We start from the raw sequence: 16,113 nt of genomic DNA on the forward strand, positions 1-16,113 counted from the left end.
AAATTCTGTATTAATGCTCAAGAGCTCTAAACTTTTCGCGTAAGTGGTTACGAATACCAATCGCGGTGATATTCAGGGCGATAATTACTGATACCAGTAAGAATGCCGTGGCATATACCAGCGGACGCGCCGCTTCTACGTTAGGGCTTTGGAAACCAACATCATAAATGTGGAAACCTAAGTGCATAAATTTTCTATCTAAATGTACGTATGGGAAGTTACCGTCAAGTGGCAGTGTTGGTGCCATCTTAACAACACCAACAAGCATTAGTGGTGCTACTTCACCGGCTGCACGCGCAACCGCTAAGATTAAACCAGTCATAATCGCAGGGCTTGCCATCGGAATGATGATGCGCCATAGCGTTTCTGCTTTTGTTGCACCAAGCGCCAGTGAACCATGACGAACAGTACTTGGAATACGTGACAAACCTTCTTCCGTTGAAACAATTACAACCGGTAAGGTTAAAATTGCTAAGGTTAATGCTGACCAAATCACACCAGGTGTACCAAATACTGGGCTTGGCGACGACTCTGGGTAGAACAATTGGTCGATACTGCCACCTAGCATATATACAAAGAAGCCTAGACCAAATACACCGTATACAATTGAAGGTACACCCGCAAGGTTGATTACCGCGATACGGATCATCTTCGTAATCGCATTTTTTGCTGCGTATTCATGTAAGTAAATCGCTGCAACAACACCAAACGGAGTCACAATCACTGCCATCAGTAATACCATGAATACAGTACCAAAAATTGCAGGGAATACACCCCCTTCAGTATTGGCTTCACGCGGGTCGTCCGCTACAAACTTACCTAGCTGTACAAAGTAATGACCAAGCTTTGCAAAGAAGCCCATGTCATTTGGGAACCATACATCAAGAACTTGATACAGAGGTAAAGTAACCACTTCACCACGCATGTCTTTAACCGTTACTTGGTCACGCTTTGCTTCTTTACGAAGTGCAAATAACTGTTTTTCTAGCACGGCATATTCAGCACGTAGCTCAGCGCGTGTTTGTGCTAGCTCAGCAACACGCTCATCCGTCAACTCGTTATCAAGCTGATACGCTTTTTCTTTTAAGCGCAAGCGCTCAAGTTCATAGTTGATATGACCAATATCACCATTTTGTAAATCGAGTGCTTGGTCGTTTAGGTCAACAGCACGGTCAACAAGATCATAAAGTACCTCGATCTTGTTATCTGTAATAACTTCACCGTCTTTAATAACCTGCTCAACATAACCATAAAAGTTACCGTTTTTGCTACGCTCGAATACCGCAAGTTCAGCGGGTGCAGTACGCGATGTGATGTCTGTCTCTAATACCCAACGGAAATCGAGATCTACGTACTCACGGTTACCTGTTTTGATTAGTAAGCGCTCTAGCTGCTCTTTGTCGTAATGAGATAAATCAACGCCCGTCGCCTCAATACGTGATTTCGCAACTAGTTCACGGTCATAAACTTCACCGATCACTGTTTGTTTAGCAACTGAGCCCTGCAGCTCAAGTTGCACTACTTCTGATGGCCAGAAAAAGCTTAAACCTTTCCAAGCGATCATGGCTAATAAGCCAAGAACCGAGATTAAACTGATGCTTACTGCACCGCCGGTCATCCAAATCCAAGGAGAACCAGACTTAAACCACTGCTTTACCATGTCGTGTCTCTCCACCTACATTGAACTGTATTTTTCACGCAGTTGCTGACGAACAAACTCAGCCACTGTGTTGAAAACGAATGTGAATATGAATAGTACAAATGCTGCTAAGAATAGAATGCGATAATGCGAGCTGCCTACCTCAGACTCTGGCATTTCTACCGCGATATTCGCTGCAAGCGTTCTCATACCCTGGAAGATACTCCAGTCCATAATAGGTGTATTACCTGTTGCCATTAGTACAATCATTGTTTCACCCACAGCACGGCCTAGACCCATCATCACAGCTGAGAAGATACCCGGGCTTGCTGTTAGTAATACTACACGCACCAATGTTTGCCACTGCGTAGCACCGAGTGCTAATGAACCATTTGATAAGTGCTTAGGAACACTAAATACCGCATCTTCCGCAATTGAGAAGATAGTTGGAATAACTGCAAAGCCCATTGCAATACCAACAACTAACGAGTTACGTTGGTCGAATGTCATTCCTAATTCATTAGTTAGGTACTGACGAACGTTACCATCGAACATCCAAAGCTCAATTGAGTTACTCATCGCAAATGATAACCAACCAATAAAGATAACCACTGGAATAAGTAAGATTGAATGCGAACCTTCAGGAACACGGTGACGAATTGACGCCGGTAGCTTGTTCCAGCCAAATGCGGTTAATAAGATACCTATTGGCAGCAACACCAGTAATCCGACGATGGCTGGTAAATGCTCTTCAATCAATGGCGCTAACCAAAGACCTGCCAAGAAACCTAGGATTACCGTTGGTAATGCTTCCATGATTTCAACCGTCGGCTTAACCACTTTACGTAGTTCACTCGACATAAAATAAGCTGTGTAAATAGCCGCAGAAAGTGCAATCGGTACTGCAAATAACATCGCATACATAGCAGCTTTAATCGTACCGAATGAAATTGGTACTAGTGAGAATTTAGATTCAAAGTCATCACTCGCAGACGTTGACTGCCAGATATAAGCCGGCTCTGGGTAGCCCTCGTACCATACTTCTTGCCATAACGCAGACCAGGTTACTTCAGGGTGCTCGTTATGAATTTCGATTACTTTTAATGCATCATCAGCAAGAATAAGTGCCGCATTAGAACGTGGTGCAATTGCAAAATTTTGAATTGGACCTTCGCTTACTTTGCCTTGCCATAGTTTTGCTTCACTGGTTGTGTAATAAATACCTAGCTCACCATTTGCACCAGCGGTAAAGAAAGTTCGACGATAAAACTCTGTAAAGATATTTAATTTAGATTGTTTAGTCGTTTCGAATGCACGGATTTTTTGAAACTCACGACCATCTTCCGTGTTTACTTCGAACCACTGCGATACTTCGCCGTTATCGTTAGCAAGCATTAGTGAGTTAGCACCGGCTAACAGCTGCGTTGAAACAAGGTTAGCGTTTTCTTCGTTTGCTGCAAGCAATTGAATTAGCTCAACCTCAGAAGGATAACGCGTATCGTAAACATAAATCTGATTTGCAGAACGAATAAAAGTACGCGTTGTGTCAGGTGAGATTAATAGCTCATCAACGCGGCCTTCAATATCAAGCTCAGTGCGCTCAACAACCCATTCAACTTCGCCGGTGAACATATTTTCTTCACCCACAAAGCTACTAAATAAAACACGCTTATCAGCGGTTAAAGCAACAACGGCTGTTTTATCTTCGTAGTGGCTAAATGCGAACTTAGTAATCGCCGCACCTTGATCGTCTACTTCAAGCGCCAAATCACCTAACGGATAATCTAAGCGAGGGGTTAGCTTGCGTTCATTATTAGGGAAAGTAACTAAAAACTTTGGTGACACGATAACCACAGAGCCATTTTCTAGGCCATAGCCATATTGGTTCTGAAATGGTGCAGAGCGTGCAAAGCTGCTCACGTCACTTGGTAATTCAGTATTAAGAGTGGTGATCTTTTTACCAAACTGCGCTTTCTCGACATTATAAAAGTCGACATTGCCTTTTTCACCTAGTAAAAAAGCCACTTCAGTTTGCTCTTCAATACCTAGACCAACAATTTCTGAGGCATTATCTAGTTTTACACTGTTACGTGTTTCAACTTTTGCTGACTCAAAAATAGGTTGAACAACATATAGAAGGTAAAAGAATATCAGTAGCAGTGCGATAAGCACCATTACACCGCCTGCGGAAATACCCCACTCGGCAAACCGGTCTTTAAATAGACGGCTTCTATCCGTATGAAAGGTCGGTTTATTCGGATTGGAAGTCATCAAAACACCCTTAAATCTTAACGTTGCGCGGATTATATTTCACGAAGATGACAGTAATGTTACAACCGTCATATTTCAGTGTAATAAACTGCATGCTTGGGTGTTGTTTTTAGCCTGTAAATATAAGCGAAATGAATATTGTTTTAGAGTTATGAGTCACTAACATACAATGGGCTAACGATTTGTTATAACTAATTTTTTATTACTATATGGAAAATATTGGACAAACAATAAATCTGCAACAATACTGAATAAGTGTTATTTTTCCCAAAATAAAAATTATCATCAACCAACGCCTCCTCTTTTCATTGCATTTTACAGAGGCTTTTTTAAGAGACTTAAGTATGAAGCAGTTAGTAATTACTATTTTAGGGCCAGATAAGCCTGGCCTAGTTGAAGATCTATCAGCAACAATTTTAAACCATAATGGCAATTGGTTAGGGAGTAACTTAAGCCACCTAGCCGGTCATTTTGCGGGCATTATAGAAGCTGCTGTTCCTGAAGAACACTTACAAGAATTGCAAGATGCTCTACATAGCCTTCCTCATCTGGAGGTGAGAATTGAGCGTGGTTCTGAAACACTCGAAGAGGTTAAATCTGAACAAATTAACTTTGTGATCACCGGTAATGATAGACCCGGCATTGTCCAAGAGCTTGCCAGTGTTATTCGTCACAAAGGAGCAAATATCACTCACCTTAATTCAAAACAACAAAGCGCACCTAACTGGGGAGTACCTATATTCAGTGCCGTTGCAACCGTTGCCCTGCCCGTTGGTATGAGCAAAGACGAAGTGATCAGTGCGCTTGAATCTATTACCACAGACTTAATTGTTGATATTGAGGACGCATAACAAGCAAGTATTTAAGCTTAAACTATGCTTTAAATTAACGACATACATGTCACAAAACTGACATGTATGTCATAAAAGTGATAAGAACGTCACATAAACGTCATCTGCATCCTCTATATTCTAACTAGCTATAAACGTTGGAAAACCAGATGAACGCATCACATTCTTCTTCTCAAGCCATCAATTACTTTGCCAAAGAGCTAAGTTGGCTGTCATTTAATGAACGCGTGCTGCAAGAAGCTAAAGATAAATCTAACCCGATTATTGAGCGCATGCGCTTTTTAGGTATTTACTCAAACAACATGGATGAGTTTTTCCGTGTCCGTGTTGCCGATGTTAAACGCCGAATATTACTTAATAAAATTCCTGATGCGAACTTTGAAGAAGACGAAATACTACTTCATCAGATCCAAAGTAAGGTGCTGCAGCTTGGTAAAAAGTTTAACCAAATTCATAAAGACATTTTAAATGACTTAAACGAGCACAATATTCACGTTGAGTTACCTGAGGAGCTATCTGAATTTCACTTGAGTTGGCTGAAAAAATTCTTCCACGACAATGTGCTGCAACACATATTGCCGATTTTACTCTCTGAAAAGAAAGACTACTCAGATCAAATCAACGACACCATGACCTATTTGTTTGTCGAGATGACCAACCAAAAAAGTCATTATGCCATGATGGAAGTACCAACCGACCGCGTATCTCGTTTTGTTATTTTACCACCAGAGAAAACGCGCCGTCACAAAACCATTGTGATGCTTGATGACATTATCGCCTACTTTATTCGCGATGTGTTTAGCAGCTTTTTTAGCTTTGATGATATTCAATGTTATGCCATCAAATTGACCCGTGATGCCGAATACAACTTAGATGACGAGCTTGAAGAAGGCTTGCTCGATAAAATGTCAAAAGGTCTAAAACAACGTATTTCTGCAGAGCCTGTGCGCCTTGTTTATGACGAGAGCATGCCTGCTGAAATGCTTAAAGTGATGAAAAAGCGCCTTAATATAAGCCAACATGATGCGTTGATCCCCGGCGGCCGTTACCGTAATTTCCGCGATTTCATTGCGTTTCCGAATGTTGGCCGTCAGTATTTAGAAAACAAACCACTGCCTGCATTACAAAGCACAGCCTTTAACAATCACTCAAGTGTGTTTGATGCCATTTCAGAGCAAGATATTTTACTGTATTACCCCTACCACACCTTTAACCACTTACTTGAGTTTGTACGCCAAGCGGCGTTTGACCCAGATGTAACCCAAATTAAGGTCAATATTTATCGCGTTGCGAGTCAGTCTCGCTTGGTTTCTACGCTTATTAATGCCGCCAAAAATGGCAAACACGTAACTGTAATGGTTGAGCTGAAAGCGCGCTTTGATGAACAAAACAATATTGAATGGGCAAAAACCCTGAGTAATGCGGGTGTTAAAGTTATTTTTGGTATTCCTGCACTAAAAGTGCACAGCAAACTATGCGTTATTCACCGTAAAGAAAAAAACAACATAGTGAAGTACGCCCATATTGGCACGGGTAACTTCCATGAAAAAACCGCCAAAATCTACACTGACTTTAGTTTATTTACTAGGCATGAAGGTATTAGTGAAGAGTGCGATAGTGTGTTTAAGTTTATCGAAAGCAGCTATAAGCCATTTCAATTTGATCACTTAATGATTTCACCAGTCAACGCAAGACAAACTATTACCTCCTTGATAGATAATGAGATTACCAACGTAGAATACGGAAAAGCTGGTCGAATTACGCTAAAAATAAATAATCTTGTTGATAAAGAGCTGGTTGACCATCTCTATTTTGCAGCAAGACGCGGTGTAAAAATTCGTATTATTGTGCGTGGCATGTGTTCGTTAGTGCCCTCTGTCGTTAACGATAATATTCGTATTATTAGTATTGTTGACCGCTTTTTAGAGCACCCTCGGGTTATGGTGTTTCACAATAATGGTGACGAAAAAGTGTATATTTCATCAGCAGACTGGATGACCCGGAATCTAGATCACCGTGTAGAAGTAGCTACACCCATTTATGATGAAAAATTAAAGCAGCTCATAATTGATATTCTTGAGCTACAGTTTAAAGATAGAACAAAAGCGCGCATAATCGATAGCGAACAAAAAAACAGCTATGTACGCCGTGGCAATCGTAAGAAAATTCGTTCGCAAATTGCCATTTATGACCACCTTAAAAAATGGGAAAGTAACTATAATAATGAATGATTATCCCTCAATTGCTGCCGTTGACTTAGGCTCAAACAGTTTTCATTTAGTGGTGGCAAGAGAGGTCGATGGCTCTTTGCAAATCTTACACAAAGAAAAGCAGCGCGTTTATTTAGCTGATGGTTTAGATGATAAAAATCACTTAAGCCAAGAAGCTATCGAGCGCGCACTGGCTATTCTCAAACAATTTGCCACTACCTTGCAGGACTTCCCTTTAGAGAATGTCAAAGTAGCTGCCACTTACACATTACGCCGCGCGAAAAACATTCATTCATTCTTAACTCAAGCAAGTAAGATGTTTCCTTACCCGATTGAAGTGATTTCAGGGCAAGAAGAAGCCCGTTTAATTTACCAAGGCGTTGCCCATTACATTCATCACGATGAAAACCGCTTAGTTATTGATATCGGTGGCGGCAGTACCGAGCTCATCATTGGTAAACACTTTAAACACAAACTCCTTGCTAGTCGCAACATGGGCTGTGTTAGCTATACCAAGCAGTTTTTTGCAGATGGACAAATCACAGCTAAGCGCTTTGCCAAAGCGGAGGTTCGCGCTGAACAAGAACTCGAAGTGATCTTTGCCAATTACTTATCGGCTGGCTGGCAATCTGTAGTGGGAACATCAGGCACAATAAAATCTATCCTTGCCATGATTAATGCCAATGATGCCGAGCAAGAGCTGATCACATTAGAGCGATTATTAGAACTAAAAACCCAGTTTATTGCTGCTAAACAAATAGCTGCGCTGCAAATTGAAGGTCTTACACCTGAGCGACAAGTGAGTATTTGTGGTGGTTTGGCTATTTTAATCGCGGTATTTAGACTATTTAAAATCGACGCGATGCAATACAGCGATTACTCATTACGTGAAGGTTTACTTCATGAAATGCAGCAAAAGCTCGCCCATAAAGATATTCGCACTAATACTATAGCGAACCTATCTGAGCGTAATGCCATAGATAAAGAGCATGCTAATCGCGTCTCGACAACTGCAAAGTGGCTGTTTGAACAGGTAAAAGGGGCATGGCAACTTACCGACCCTGACTATATCAACTTACTGGATTGGGCCGCGCAGCTGCATGAAATTGGCTTAGGGGTTAATTCATCAGGAATACATAAACACAGTGCGTATATCGTAGCAAACAGTCAATTACCGGGCTTCACACAGCAACAACAAACACTCCTTAGCTGTATGATCCGCTTTTATCGTAAAAAGATCCGTTTAGAAGATTTTCCAGCTCTGCATACCATGCAGCATTACGAAATATTGCAGTTAATTGTTATTTTGCGCTTAGCAGTATTGCTAAATCAAAAGCGCATTACTGACCAAGGTTTTGAACTTGAGGTCACAGCCAAGCAAAATAGTATGTTCTTAAAGTTTCACAATAAGTGGCTTAAAGAACATACCTTGCTTTTGGCGGATTTACAGCAAGAGCAAAAATACCTTAAAAAGGTCGGCTTCTTACTCGATTTTCATTAAGCTGTCTTTTTTATACTACATATCCATATGACGGTTTGAGCTTTGCATCATTTGCTTAAGACCTTGATGTTCAAGCTCTAGTAAACGCTCGAGCTTTTCAATCGTGGCAGCAGTTTCGGCACGCGATACAAGGTATTCATATAAATCAATAACCTTTTGATGCTGTGTCGTTAAATATACTTGAATGGCCTTTTCATCAATTTTTTGATCAGTACTAATATCATCAAACGTGATCAAATCTGGGTTGTCTGAAAAGTACTCGTAGCAATAAGTATCCAGTGTGTTCAGTTCTGTAATGGCTTTAAAGCCAACCAGATCTTCTGCCAATTTTTTCTCGTATTGCAGATAATACTCCACCAGCATTTGATTGTGCTCGTCCAGTAAGTCTTTAACATTATGGAAGTTGGCCGCCATTTGGGTATGAAATAACACGGTCCAATCATAAACTTGCTGTATTGTTTTAACTTGCATGTGCATTCCTTATCAAAATCAATTTAGTAAGACATTGCATAAATCACACCAGTAAAAAACACCTTAATTATCATAACTTTAAAAATAAAATGTGTAACTTGTAGCAAGTAAAAGCGTACAAGTTACACACTGACTGTAAAATTTATAGATCTCGTTTACGCCAAATAAAATAAAGCGCAGGTAACACAAGTAGCGTTAAAACAATGGCACTAAGCATCCCGCCAACCATAGGCGCTGCTATTCGGCTCATCACTTCACTACCCGTTCCAGTGCCATAAAGCACAGGCAGTAAACCGATAATAATGGTGGCAACTGTCATCATTACAGGTCTCACCCGAAGGCCCGCACCATTGATGATTGCTTGGCGCAGCTCTGTAACCGTAAATTGTGCTGATTGCGCTTTAGCATCTTGATAAGCTTGGTTGAGATAAACCAGCATGATCACGCCAATTTCTACAGCAACCCCAGCTAAGGCTATAAAGCCGACTCCAACGGCTACCGAGAAGTTAAATCCTTCAAGGTACATCAACCAAATCCCCCCTATCATTGCAAGCGGTAAGGTCAACATGATCATTGCCACCTCAGTAAAGCTTCTAAAATTGAGGTATAACAGCACCACAATAATTGCCAAGGTTAATGGCAATACGTAGCTAAGCTTAGCTTTAGCACGCTCCATATACTCATATTGCCCCGCCCACGTAATTGAGTAACCAGCTGGTAGCTCGAGTTGCTCATGCAGCGCTTGTTGCGCACGCTCAACATAACTGCCGATATCACTGCCTTCAATGTCGATTAAGCTCCAGCCATTAATACGCGCATTTTCACTTTTAATACCCGGCGGGCCATCTTCAATAAAGACATGAGCTACATCGGCCAATGCGATGCGCTGTCCATTTGGCGTCACGATCGGTAGCAACTTAAGCTCTTCTGGCGAGTCGCGATAATCTTGTGGGTAACGCAAGTTAACTGGATAACGCTCTTGCCCTTCAACGGTTTCGGTCACATTCATACCGCCGATAGCAGTAGCAACAACCTGTTGTACATCAGCAATATTCAAACCATAACGCGCTGCTTTTTCACGGTTGATATCGACTTTGATGTAGCGACCGCCGGCTACGCGCTCAGAATAAACCGAAGCTGTGCCCGGTAAGTCTTTTAAGATGACTTCAATTTGCTCACCGATTTTTTGAATTTCACTCAGCTTTGGACCAGCAACTTTGATCCCCACAGGCGTTTTAATACCAGTGGCAAGCATGTCGATTCGCGTTTTGATTGGCATAACCCACGCATTGGTAAGCCCTGGGAACTTAACCAGATTATCGAGCTCTTTTTTCAGTTTCTCGGTTGTCATGCCCTCGCGCCACTGTGACTTTGGCTTTAACTGAATAAAGGTTTCGATCATGGTGAGTGGCGCCGGATCTGTTGCAGTATCTGCACGACCTACCTTACCGAATACCGACTCGACCTCTGGCACACTGGCAATTAACTTATCGGTCTGCTGTAAGATTTCACGGGCCTTACCTATTGAAATACCCGGGTAAGTAGTTGGCATGTACATTAAGTCGCCCTCATCAAGGGGAGGAATAAACTCACTACCAATTTTATTAACTGGGTAAAAACCAATAGCAGCCAAAACTACAGCGAGTAACAGAGTTGTTTTCGGCGCTTTTAATACCGCATTTAATAAGGGTTTATACGCTGCCACCAATAACCGGTTAACAGGGTTTTTCTGCTCCGATATAACCTTACCGCGAATAAAGTAGCCCATTAACACCGGCACCAATGTAATGGCTAAACCAGCGGAGGCCGCCATTGCATAGGTTTTTGTATAAGCCAGTGGCGAGAACATACGGCCTTCTTGAGCTTCAAGAATAAACACTGGCATAAAGCTGACGGTAATTATTAATAAACTAAAGAATAACGCGGGCCCGACCTCTGCGGCTGAGTCCATCACTACTTGCCAACGGTTTTCATCGGTCAGTGGGGTTTTCTCCATATGCTTGTGCATATTTTCTATCATCACGATAGCACCATCTGTCATTGCACCAATGGCAATCGCTATCCCACCAAGCGACATGATATTAGCGTTTATACCTTGCCAATACATCACCACAAAAGCCGTTAAAATACCCATTGGCAACGTGATAATGGCTACGATCGATGAGCGTATATGGAATAAAAACACCACACACACTAAGGCCACGACGATTAACTCTTCAATTAACTTTGAGCTTAAGTTATCAAGTGCTTGGGTAATAAGGTTTGAACGGTCGTACACTGGAATGATTTCAACACCCTCTGGCAGGCCTTTTTTGAGCGACTCTAGCTTTTCTTTTACGAGTTTAATGGTTGCTTCGGCGTTTTCTCCAAAGCGCATCACTACCACACCACCAGTTACTTCGCCTTCGCCGTTTAATTCAGCAATTCCACGGCGCATTTGTGGCCCAAGTTTTATATCGGCTACATCGCGTAATTGCAGTGGCGTACCATTGGCATTAGTACCCAGCGGAATGGCTTCTAAATCTGCGACACTTTTGATGTAACCTGTGCTCGATACCATGTATTCGGCTTCTGCCATTTCGACCACTGAGGCACCACGCTCTTGGTTACCTTGCTTAATTGCTGTTTGAATTAAACTTAGCGGAATACCATAAGCACGCAATTTATCCGGGTCGACATTCACCTGATACTGCTTAACCATACCACCAACAGACGCTACCTCTGATACGCCCGGCACAGTTTGCAGCTCAAACTTTAAAAACCAATCTTGCAGGCTTCGTAGCTGGCTAATATCGTGTTTACCGGTTTTATCCACCAGCGCATACAGGTAAATCCAACCCACCCCTGTTGCATCAGGGCCAAGTTCAGGCCTTGCTGAATCAGGTAAGCGAGCACTTACTTGACTCAAATACTCTTGCACCCGACTCCGAGCCCAGTAAAGATCGGTGTCTTCGTTAAAAATAACGTATACGTAAGAGTCACCAAAAAACGAAAAGCCCCTGACCGTTTCAGCACCCGGCACCGACAACATGGCTGTGGTGATCGGAAACGTTACTTGATCTTGCACCACTTGTGGCGCTTGTCCTGGGTAAGACGTTTTTACAATAACCTGTATATCAGATAAGTCAGGCAAGGCATCAACTGGGGTATTCTTTAAAGAAAAAATCCCAAAGCCCGCCAACATTAAAGACAGCAGTAATACAAAGAAGCGATTACCGACTGACCAATGGATCACGGCTGCTATCATTGCATTTCTCCTTGCATAGGGTGGCTCATGGTCATAATGTCAAAAATCACAAACTCACCATCAACCAGCTTAAAGGTAAAATGCACTTCATCATCGCTTTGCAAACTAGACATATCGATGCGTGGCGAAAAATGAAACTCCATGGTTGCTGCATCTCGCCCCCACTTAGGGATGGCTTCGCGACTGATCACGGCAGTTCGGGCTTTGCGGTCAATGCTGTTGATCACGCCATTGACCATTGCACTATCAGTATCCGGCTCTTGCATACGCATAAAGTCAGAGCTTTTGCTTGATTCTGAGTCTATTAAGAACTGCGCTGACACCACTACGTTATCGTCTTTCAGTAAGCCAGATAAAATTTCGACATCATGATTATCACTACGACCTAGCGTCACGGCGACTGACTTAAAGCGCCCTTCACCTAAATCGATTACAACACGGTCTTGGCTACCGGTACGGATCACCGCTTCTTTTGCGATGACTAATTGCGGCTCAGTCGGCTTGGTAGTAATGCTCACTTCAGCAAACATATTTGGTTTTAGTAAGCCATCTTGGTTGGCAAAACGTAAGCGCACGCGAAGGGTACGGTTTTTCTCATCAAGGGTTGGGTAAATATAATCGACCTTGCCTTGCCAGCGTTTGCCCGGTAAGTAATCTAAGCTCATCGTCACTGGCAAGCCTTTATGAATAAGCCCTGCTTGGCGCTCAAAAACTTCAGCCTCAACCCACACCTCTTCTAAGTGAGCAATACTCATCATGGTTGTGCCAGGTTTTACGAAGAAACCTTCGCGGATATTTAGCTCATCCAGTACGCCACTTTGCTTGGCATAAAAGGTAATGTTTTGCCTAACCTTTTGGCTTTGCTCTAATCGCGCAATAAAATCGTCAGAAACATTCAGTGAGGCTAAGCGTGCTTTTGCCGCACGTATAAGCACTGCATTGTTACGTTTAAGGGCAAGCAGTAGCTCTTCTTGCGCATTTACTAGCTGTGGAGAATACAAGGTATAAAGTGGTTCGCCTTGCTTAACTTGGTCACCAGCGGCTTTTACATATAAGGTTTCTATCCACCCTTCGACACGAGGGTGAATATGCACGAGTTGGTCTTGGTCGTATTGCACATAGCCAACCGTATCAACCGTCGTTTGTAATGATTTAAACCTTACGGGTGCTGTTCTTACCCCTAAGTTATTAACGACTGCTGGTGAGATTCTCACAGTACCTGGGCTGTCTTCAGCGCTACTTTGCTCCTCATAAACGGGGACTAATTCCATACCCATTGGCGATAAACCCGGTTCATCACGGCGGTAATTACTGTCCATAGGTGCTACCCAATATAGCGGCTTTTTCTCAGCGCTTGGCATAGCTTCATGATCTGGCTCAGCCAATTTATTTACAGCCGTTGCCAATGCCGCACCTACCGCCAAAGCGATAACTAATTTCACTGTGTTATTCATTGCTAGCTCCTTGGCTTTGTGCTGCATTTATTTGGTTATCTTTTGCTGCTGCGTAATAGTTAAGGCGAGCGAGTGTGATTTGTTTGTCTATTTCGATATTCAACGCATCAATTTTTGCGTTAAGTTCGCTGATGCGTGCACGCATCACTTCTGAAAAGTCACCATCATCGTTGGTGTAAGCATTTAAAGTCGCCTCAGCCTGCTCTGCCATTTGCGGTAATAGCTGCTGTTGATACAACGCTTTGCGCTGAGCAAGTCGGCTCAACTGGCTAAGCTCTTTAAAATACTGACCTTGCAGTTTTTGTAGAGTAATAAGTTTGTTGGTCTTTACCGCCTCGGCATTAGCTATTGCCGCATTAACTTGTTGGTCTTGACGGTTATCAGTGAACAGCGGTAAATCAACACTCACCCCTATAGAGAACAAGTCAGCGCGAGAGTCACCCATAGGTGTGTCGTCACGATAGCCATAGCCTAGGTTCATACCAAATTGCGGCTTATACGCTTCTTTAGCCACTTGCACTTGGGTGTTTTTAGCACGCATTGCATGATCAATAGCAATAATTGCCGGGTGACTCATCAACACTTCAGTCACCCCAGACGGTTCAAGCTCTTGATAAGGCATTAGTGCAGCCACCTTAGTATTGTCATCGCTCACTGCACCGTTTAGCATTTCAATAGGTAGCCATTGTGCTAGTCGCTTTTTGGCACTATCAAACTGTTGCTCTAACATCACCAGCTTATCTTCAAGCCGAGTCAGCTCTAGCTGAGCGCGAATAATATCCTGCTGGCGAGTTGCGCCAAGTGTATTGGCATAGCTTGCTTCTGTAATATCAATAAGTTGATTAAATAAGGCTTTATCTTGGTTGATCAGTTGAATGCTTTTTTGCGCGCGATAGGCATTTAGCCATGCTTCGCTAACAATGGCTTTAACCTGCGCTTGGCGGTCTGCACGCAGCCAAGGGTATTGCTCAGCTGATTGTTTCAATGCTTGCTGCTGTAGGGCAAGGCTATTACCTCGGCTAAATTGTTGTGACAAGCCCACTTTGAATTGCGTCATACCTTCTTGATCAAAGGCAAAACCATCGGTTGGTAAATTCATTAGCCCAACGGTTAATACTGGATCTGGCAAGGTACCGGCCGCAATGCTTTGCGCTTCTATCGCCTGTTGCTGGTATTTATTTGCCTGTAACCAAGGCTCGTGAGTCAATGCATAATCAATCACCTGATTGAGTGCCAACGGCTCTGCTTTCACTAAACTTGAGGTTACCAATACTGCGCCAAGAGAAAGCGCCTTAATCAATTTGCTGTGAATCATCACATGCTCCAAAAATCTTAAAAATGGTTAAAAAACAATAGATTTTGGTTGCAGGGTGAGGTGTATTTCAGCGTTTTTCTGAATTTTAGACAGACCTATCCTGCTTAAGCAGTAATAGGTGGACGATATAAAGAACTTATACGGAAACTAAGCTGGCTGGCGCCTAACACTGTGACTTTTTCTGATTGCTTAATTGATTTAACAACTAAATCATTTAGCGGCAGGAGTGAGTGAGCTGTACAGGCATTGAACGGACACGCACAATCGCTGGTATCCATTACGTCTTCATGGCAACAGTCCATATCACTCATGTCGCTGTCAGCGCTCATAGTAGCATGATGGTCCATTTGCATGCTGGCATGTGGCATATCACATACCATAGCAACAGACGCAACTGACTGACCCACAAAAGTGAGCAGCATCATAGCTATCAATAAGTAGCTTGAAAGTCGCGTCATCATCATACCTTAAAAATTAGTTGCCCAAATTGTAGCCCGAAATTTACGCGCTCGACAAGGGTTTATCTGTTTTAATGCTACTGCTGGCAGCAATAGCAAACAGGCAATAACCAGTAAAATACCAAAATCCATCGCCTAATTCGGCATGCATTTTTATCAGTTCGCCCATTTGCCCATCGGCGTTACCAGCCAAATAAGACACGATCAATGCAATCACAAACACATCAACCATGCTCCATTTACTTAAGCCTTGTATGAGTTGACCGAGCAAATGCTTAAATCTATTCATCGGTAAGAAACAATAAAGCAATTGCATCAGGAGTTTTAAAGTGGGAATAACAATCGAGAACACGGCAACCAGCGCGGCAACAAGGTAGTTTTTGTTATTGGCAAGCTCATTTACTGTGCCCCAAATGCTGCGTGTTTTTTTGTAGGCATCGATTTCGCCTTCAAGCTTATCAAGCCCCAACATGCTTGATGCCATCATTAGTACACTACGCGTATTGCGATCGCCTTCATCGGCAATCATTTCAATACCTGTTTTAGCAAGCTTCGATTTATCTATTTTACCTTCTAAGGTTAAAACTGGCCTCGTCACGCCCGGTATAAGTAAAGCTAACGCCGCAATAATCATTACAATGGGGAAAAAAACACGCATATTGATAACCCTTACCTGTAAACATTGCGGGCATCATA

11 protein-coding genes are annotated in these 16,113 nt (G+C 42.6%); 3 read left to right on the top strand and 8 right to left on the bottom strand.

Annotated features, from left to right (window positions below; genetic code table 11):
- Positions 1 to 10: 10 nt before the first annotated feature.
- A complete protein-coding gene (gene pstA / locus NH454_RS05795; RefSeq protein ID WP_135923307.1) occupies positions 11 to 1,660 on the bottom strand; it encodes a phosphate ABC transporter permease PstA in 1,650 nt (549 codons plus the stop codon).
- Between the two features lie 15 nt (positions 1,661 to 1,675).
- Positions 1,676 to 3,910, bottom strand: coding sequence for an ABC transporter permease subunit (locus NH454_RS05800; RefSeq protein ID WP_135923306.1), 2,235 nt, complete (start codon positions 3,908 to 3,910; stop codon positions 1,676 to 1,678).
- Between the two features lie 344 nt (positions 3,911 to 4,254).
- Between NH454_RS05800 and NH454_RS05805 the strand changes: the two genes are divergently transcribed.
- The 3 genes from NH454_RS05805 to ppx all read left to right on the top strand — a co-directional run bounded on the left by NH454_RS05805 (position 4,255) and on the right by ppx (position 8,472).
- Positions 4,255 to 4,761, top strand: a complete 507-nt coding sequence (locus NH454_RS05805) for an ACT domain-containing protein (protein WP_135923305.1) — start codon at positions 4,255 to 4,257, stop codon at positions 4,759 to 4,761.
- 149 nt (positions 4,762 to 4,910) lie between these two features.
- Positions 4,911 to 6,992: a polyphosphate kinase 1 gene (gene ppk1, locus NH454_RS05810; protein WP_253038486.1), complete on the top strand. Its 2,082-nt coding sequence runs from the start codon at positions 4,911 to 4,913 to the stop codon at positions 6,990 to 6,992.
- Positions 6,985 to 8,472 (top strand): exopolyphosphatase, encoded by a 1,488-nt coding sequence (gene ppx / locus NH454_RS05815; RefSeq protein ID WP_253038488.1) that lies wholly within the window; start codon positions 6,985 to 6,987, stop codon positions 8,470 to 8,472. The genes ppk1 and ppx overlap by 8 nt, the downstream gene beginning before the upstream one ends.
- A 15-nt stretch (positions 8,473 to 8,487) precedes the next feature.
- On the opposite strand, the gene NH454_RS05820 is transcribed toward ppx, so the two are convergent.
- From NH454_RS05820 to NH454_RS05845, 6 genes are all read right to left on the bottom strand, one after another.
- The gene (locus NH454_RS05820) at positions 8,488 to 8,943 is read right to left on the bottom strand and encodes a hypothetical protein (protein WP_135923302.1); all 456 of its coding nucleotides are present in this window, start codon (positions 8,941 to 8,943) and stop codon (positions 8,488 to 8,490) included.
- 142 nt (positions 8,944 to 9,085) lie between these two features.
- Entirely contained in the window at positions 9,086 to 12,190 is a 3,105-nt protein-coding gene (locus NH454_RS05825) for an efflux RND transporter permease subunit (RefSeq protein ID WP_253038490.1), read from the bottom strand.
- Positions 12,187 to 13,644: an efflux RND transporter periplasmic adaptor subunit gene (locus NH454_RS05830; RefSeq protein WP_253038492.1), complete on the bottom strand. Its 1,458-nt coding sequence runs from the start codon at positions 13,642 to 13,644 to the stop codon at positions 12,187 to 12,189. Before NH454_RS05830 ends, NH454_RS05825 begins: the two co-directional genes overlap by 4 nt.
- Positions 13,637 to 14,959 carry a TolC family protein gene (locus tag NH454_RS05835; RefSeq protein WP_253038494.1) on the bottom strand — a complete coding sequence of 441 codons (1,323 nt, stop codon included), beginning with the start codon at positions 14,957 to 14,959 and terminating at the stop codon, positions 13,637 to 13,639. Before NH454_RS05835 ends, NH454_RS05830 begins: the two co-directional genes overlap by 8 nt.
- Positions 14,960 to 15,063: 104 nt before the next feature.
- Positions 15,064 to 15,417, bottom strand: a complete 354-nt coding sequence (locus tag NH454_RS05840) for a hypothetical protein (protein WP_253038496.1) — start codon at positions 15,415 to 15,417, stop codon at positions 15,064 to 15,066.
- Between the two features lie 43 nt (positions 15,418 to 15,460).
- On the bottom strand, positions 15,461 to 16,075 hold the full coding sequence (locus NH454_RS05845; RefSeq protein WP_135923297.1) for a paraquat-inducible protein A: 615 nt from the start codon (positions 16,073 to 16,075) through the stop codon (positions 15,461 to 15,463).
- Positions 16,076 to 16,113 lie beyond the last annotated feature (38 nt).

Origin of the sequence: Pseudoalteromonas sp. Ps84H-4 (assembly GCF_024124645.1) — a bacterium.
Lineage (GTDB): Bacteria > Pseudomonadota > Gammaproteobacteria > Enterobacterales > Alteromonadaceae > Pseudoalteromonas > Pseudoalteromonas lipolytica_C.

Coding starts and splice junctions, on each gene's coding strand:
- pstA (WP_135923307.1), bottom strand. CDS start 1,660: ATGGTAAAGCAGTGGTTTAAGTCTGGTTCTCCTTGGATTTGGATGACC.
- NH454_RS05800 (WP_135923306.1), bottom strand. CDS start 3,910: ATGACTTCCAATCCGAATAAACCGACCTTTCATACGGATAGAAGCCGT.
- NH454_RS05805 (WP_135923305.1), top strand. CDS start 4,255: ATGAAGCAGTTAGTAATTACTATTTTAGGGCCAGATAAGCCTGGCCTA.
- ppk1 (WP_253038486.1), top strand. CDS start 4,911: ATGAACGCATCACATTCTTCTTCTCAAGCCATCAATTACTTTGCCAAA.
- ppx (WP_253038488.1), top strand. CDS start 6,985: ATGAATGATTATCCCTCAATTGCTGCCGTTGACTTAGGCTCAAACAGT.
- NH454_RS05820 (WP_135923302.1), bottom strand. CDS start 8,943: ATGCAAGTTAAAACAATACAGCAAGTTTATGATTGGACCGTGTTATTT.
- NH454_RS05825 (WP_253038490.1), bottom strand. CDS start 12,190: ATGATAGCAGCCGTGATCCATTGGTCAGTCGGTAATCGCTTCTTTGTA.
- NH454_RS05830 (WP_253038492.1), bottom strand. CDS start 13,644: ATGAATAACACAGTGAAATTAGTTATCGCTTTGGCGGTAGGTGCGGCA.
- NH454_RS05835 (WP_253038494.1), bottom strand. CDS start 14,959: ATGATTCACAGCAAATTGATTAAGGCGCTTTCTCTTGGCGCAGTATTG.
- NH454_RS05840 (WP_253038496.1), bottom strand. CDS start 15,417: ATGACGCGACTTTCAAGCTACTTATTGATAGCTATGATGCTGCTCACT.
- NH454_RS05845 (WP_135923297.1), bottom strand. CDS start 16,075: ATGCGTGTTTTTTTCCCCATTGTAATGATTATTGCGGCGTTAGCTTTA.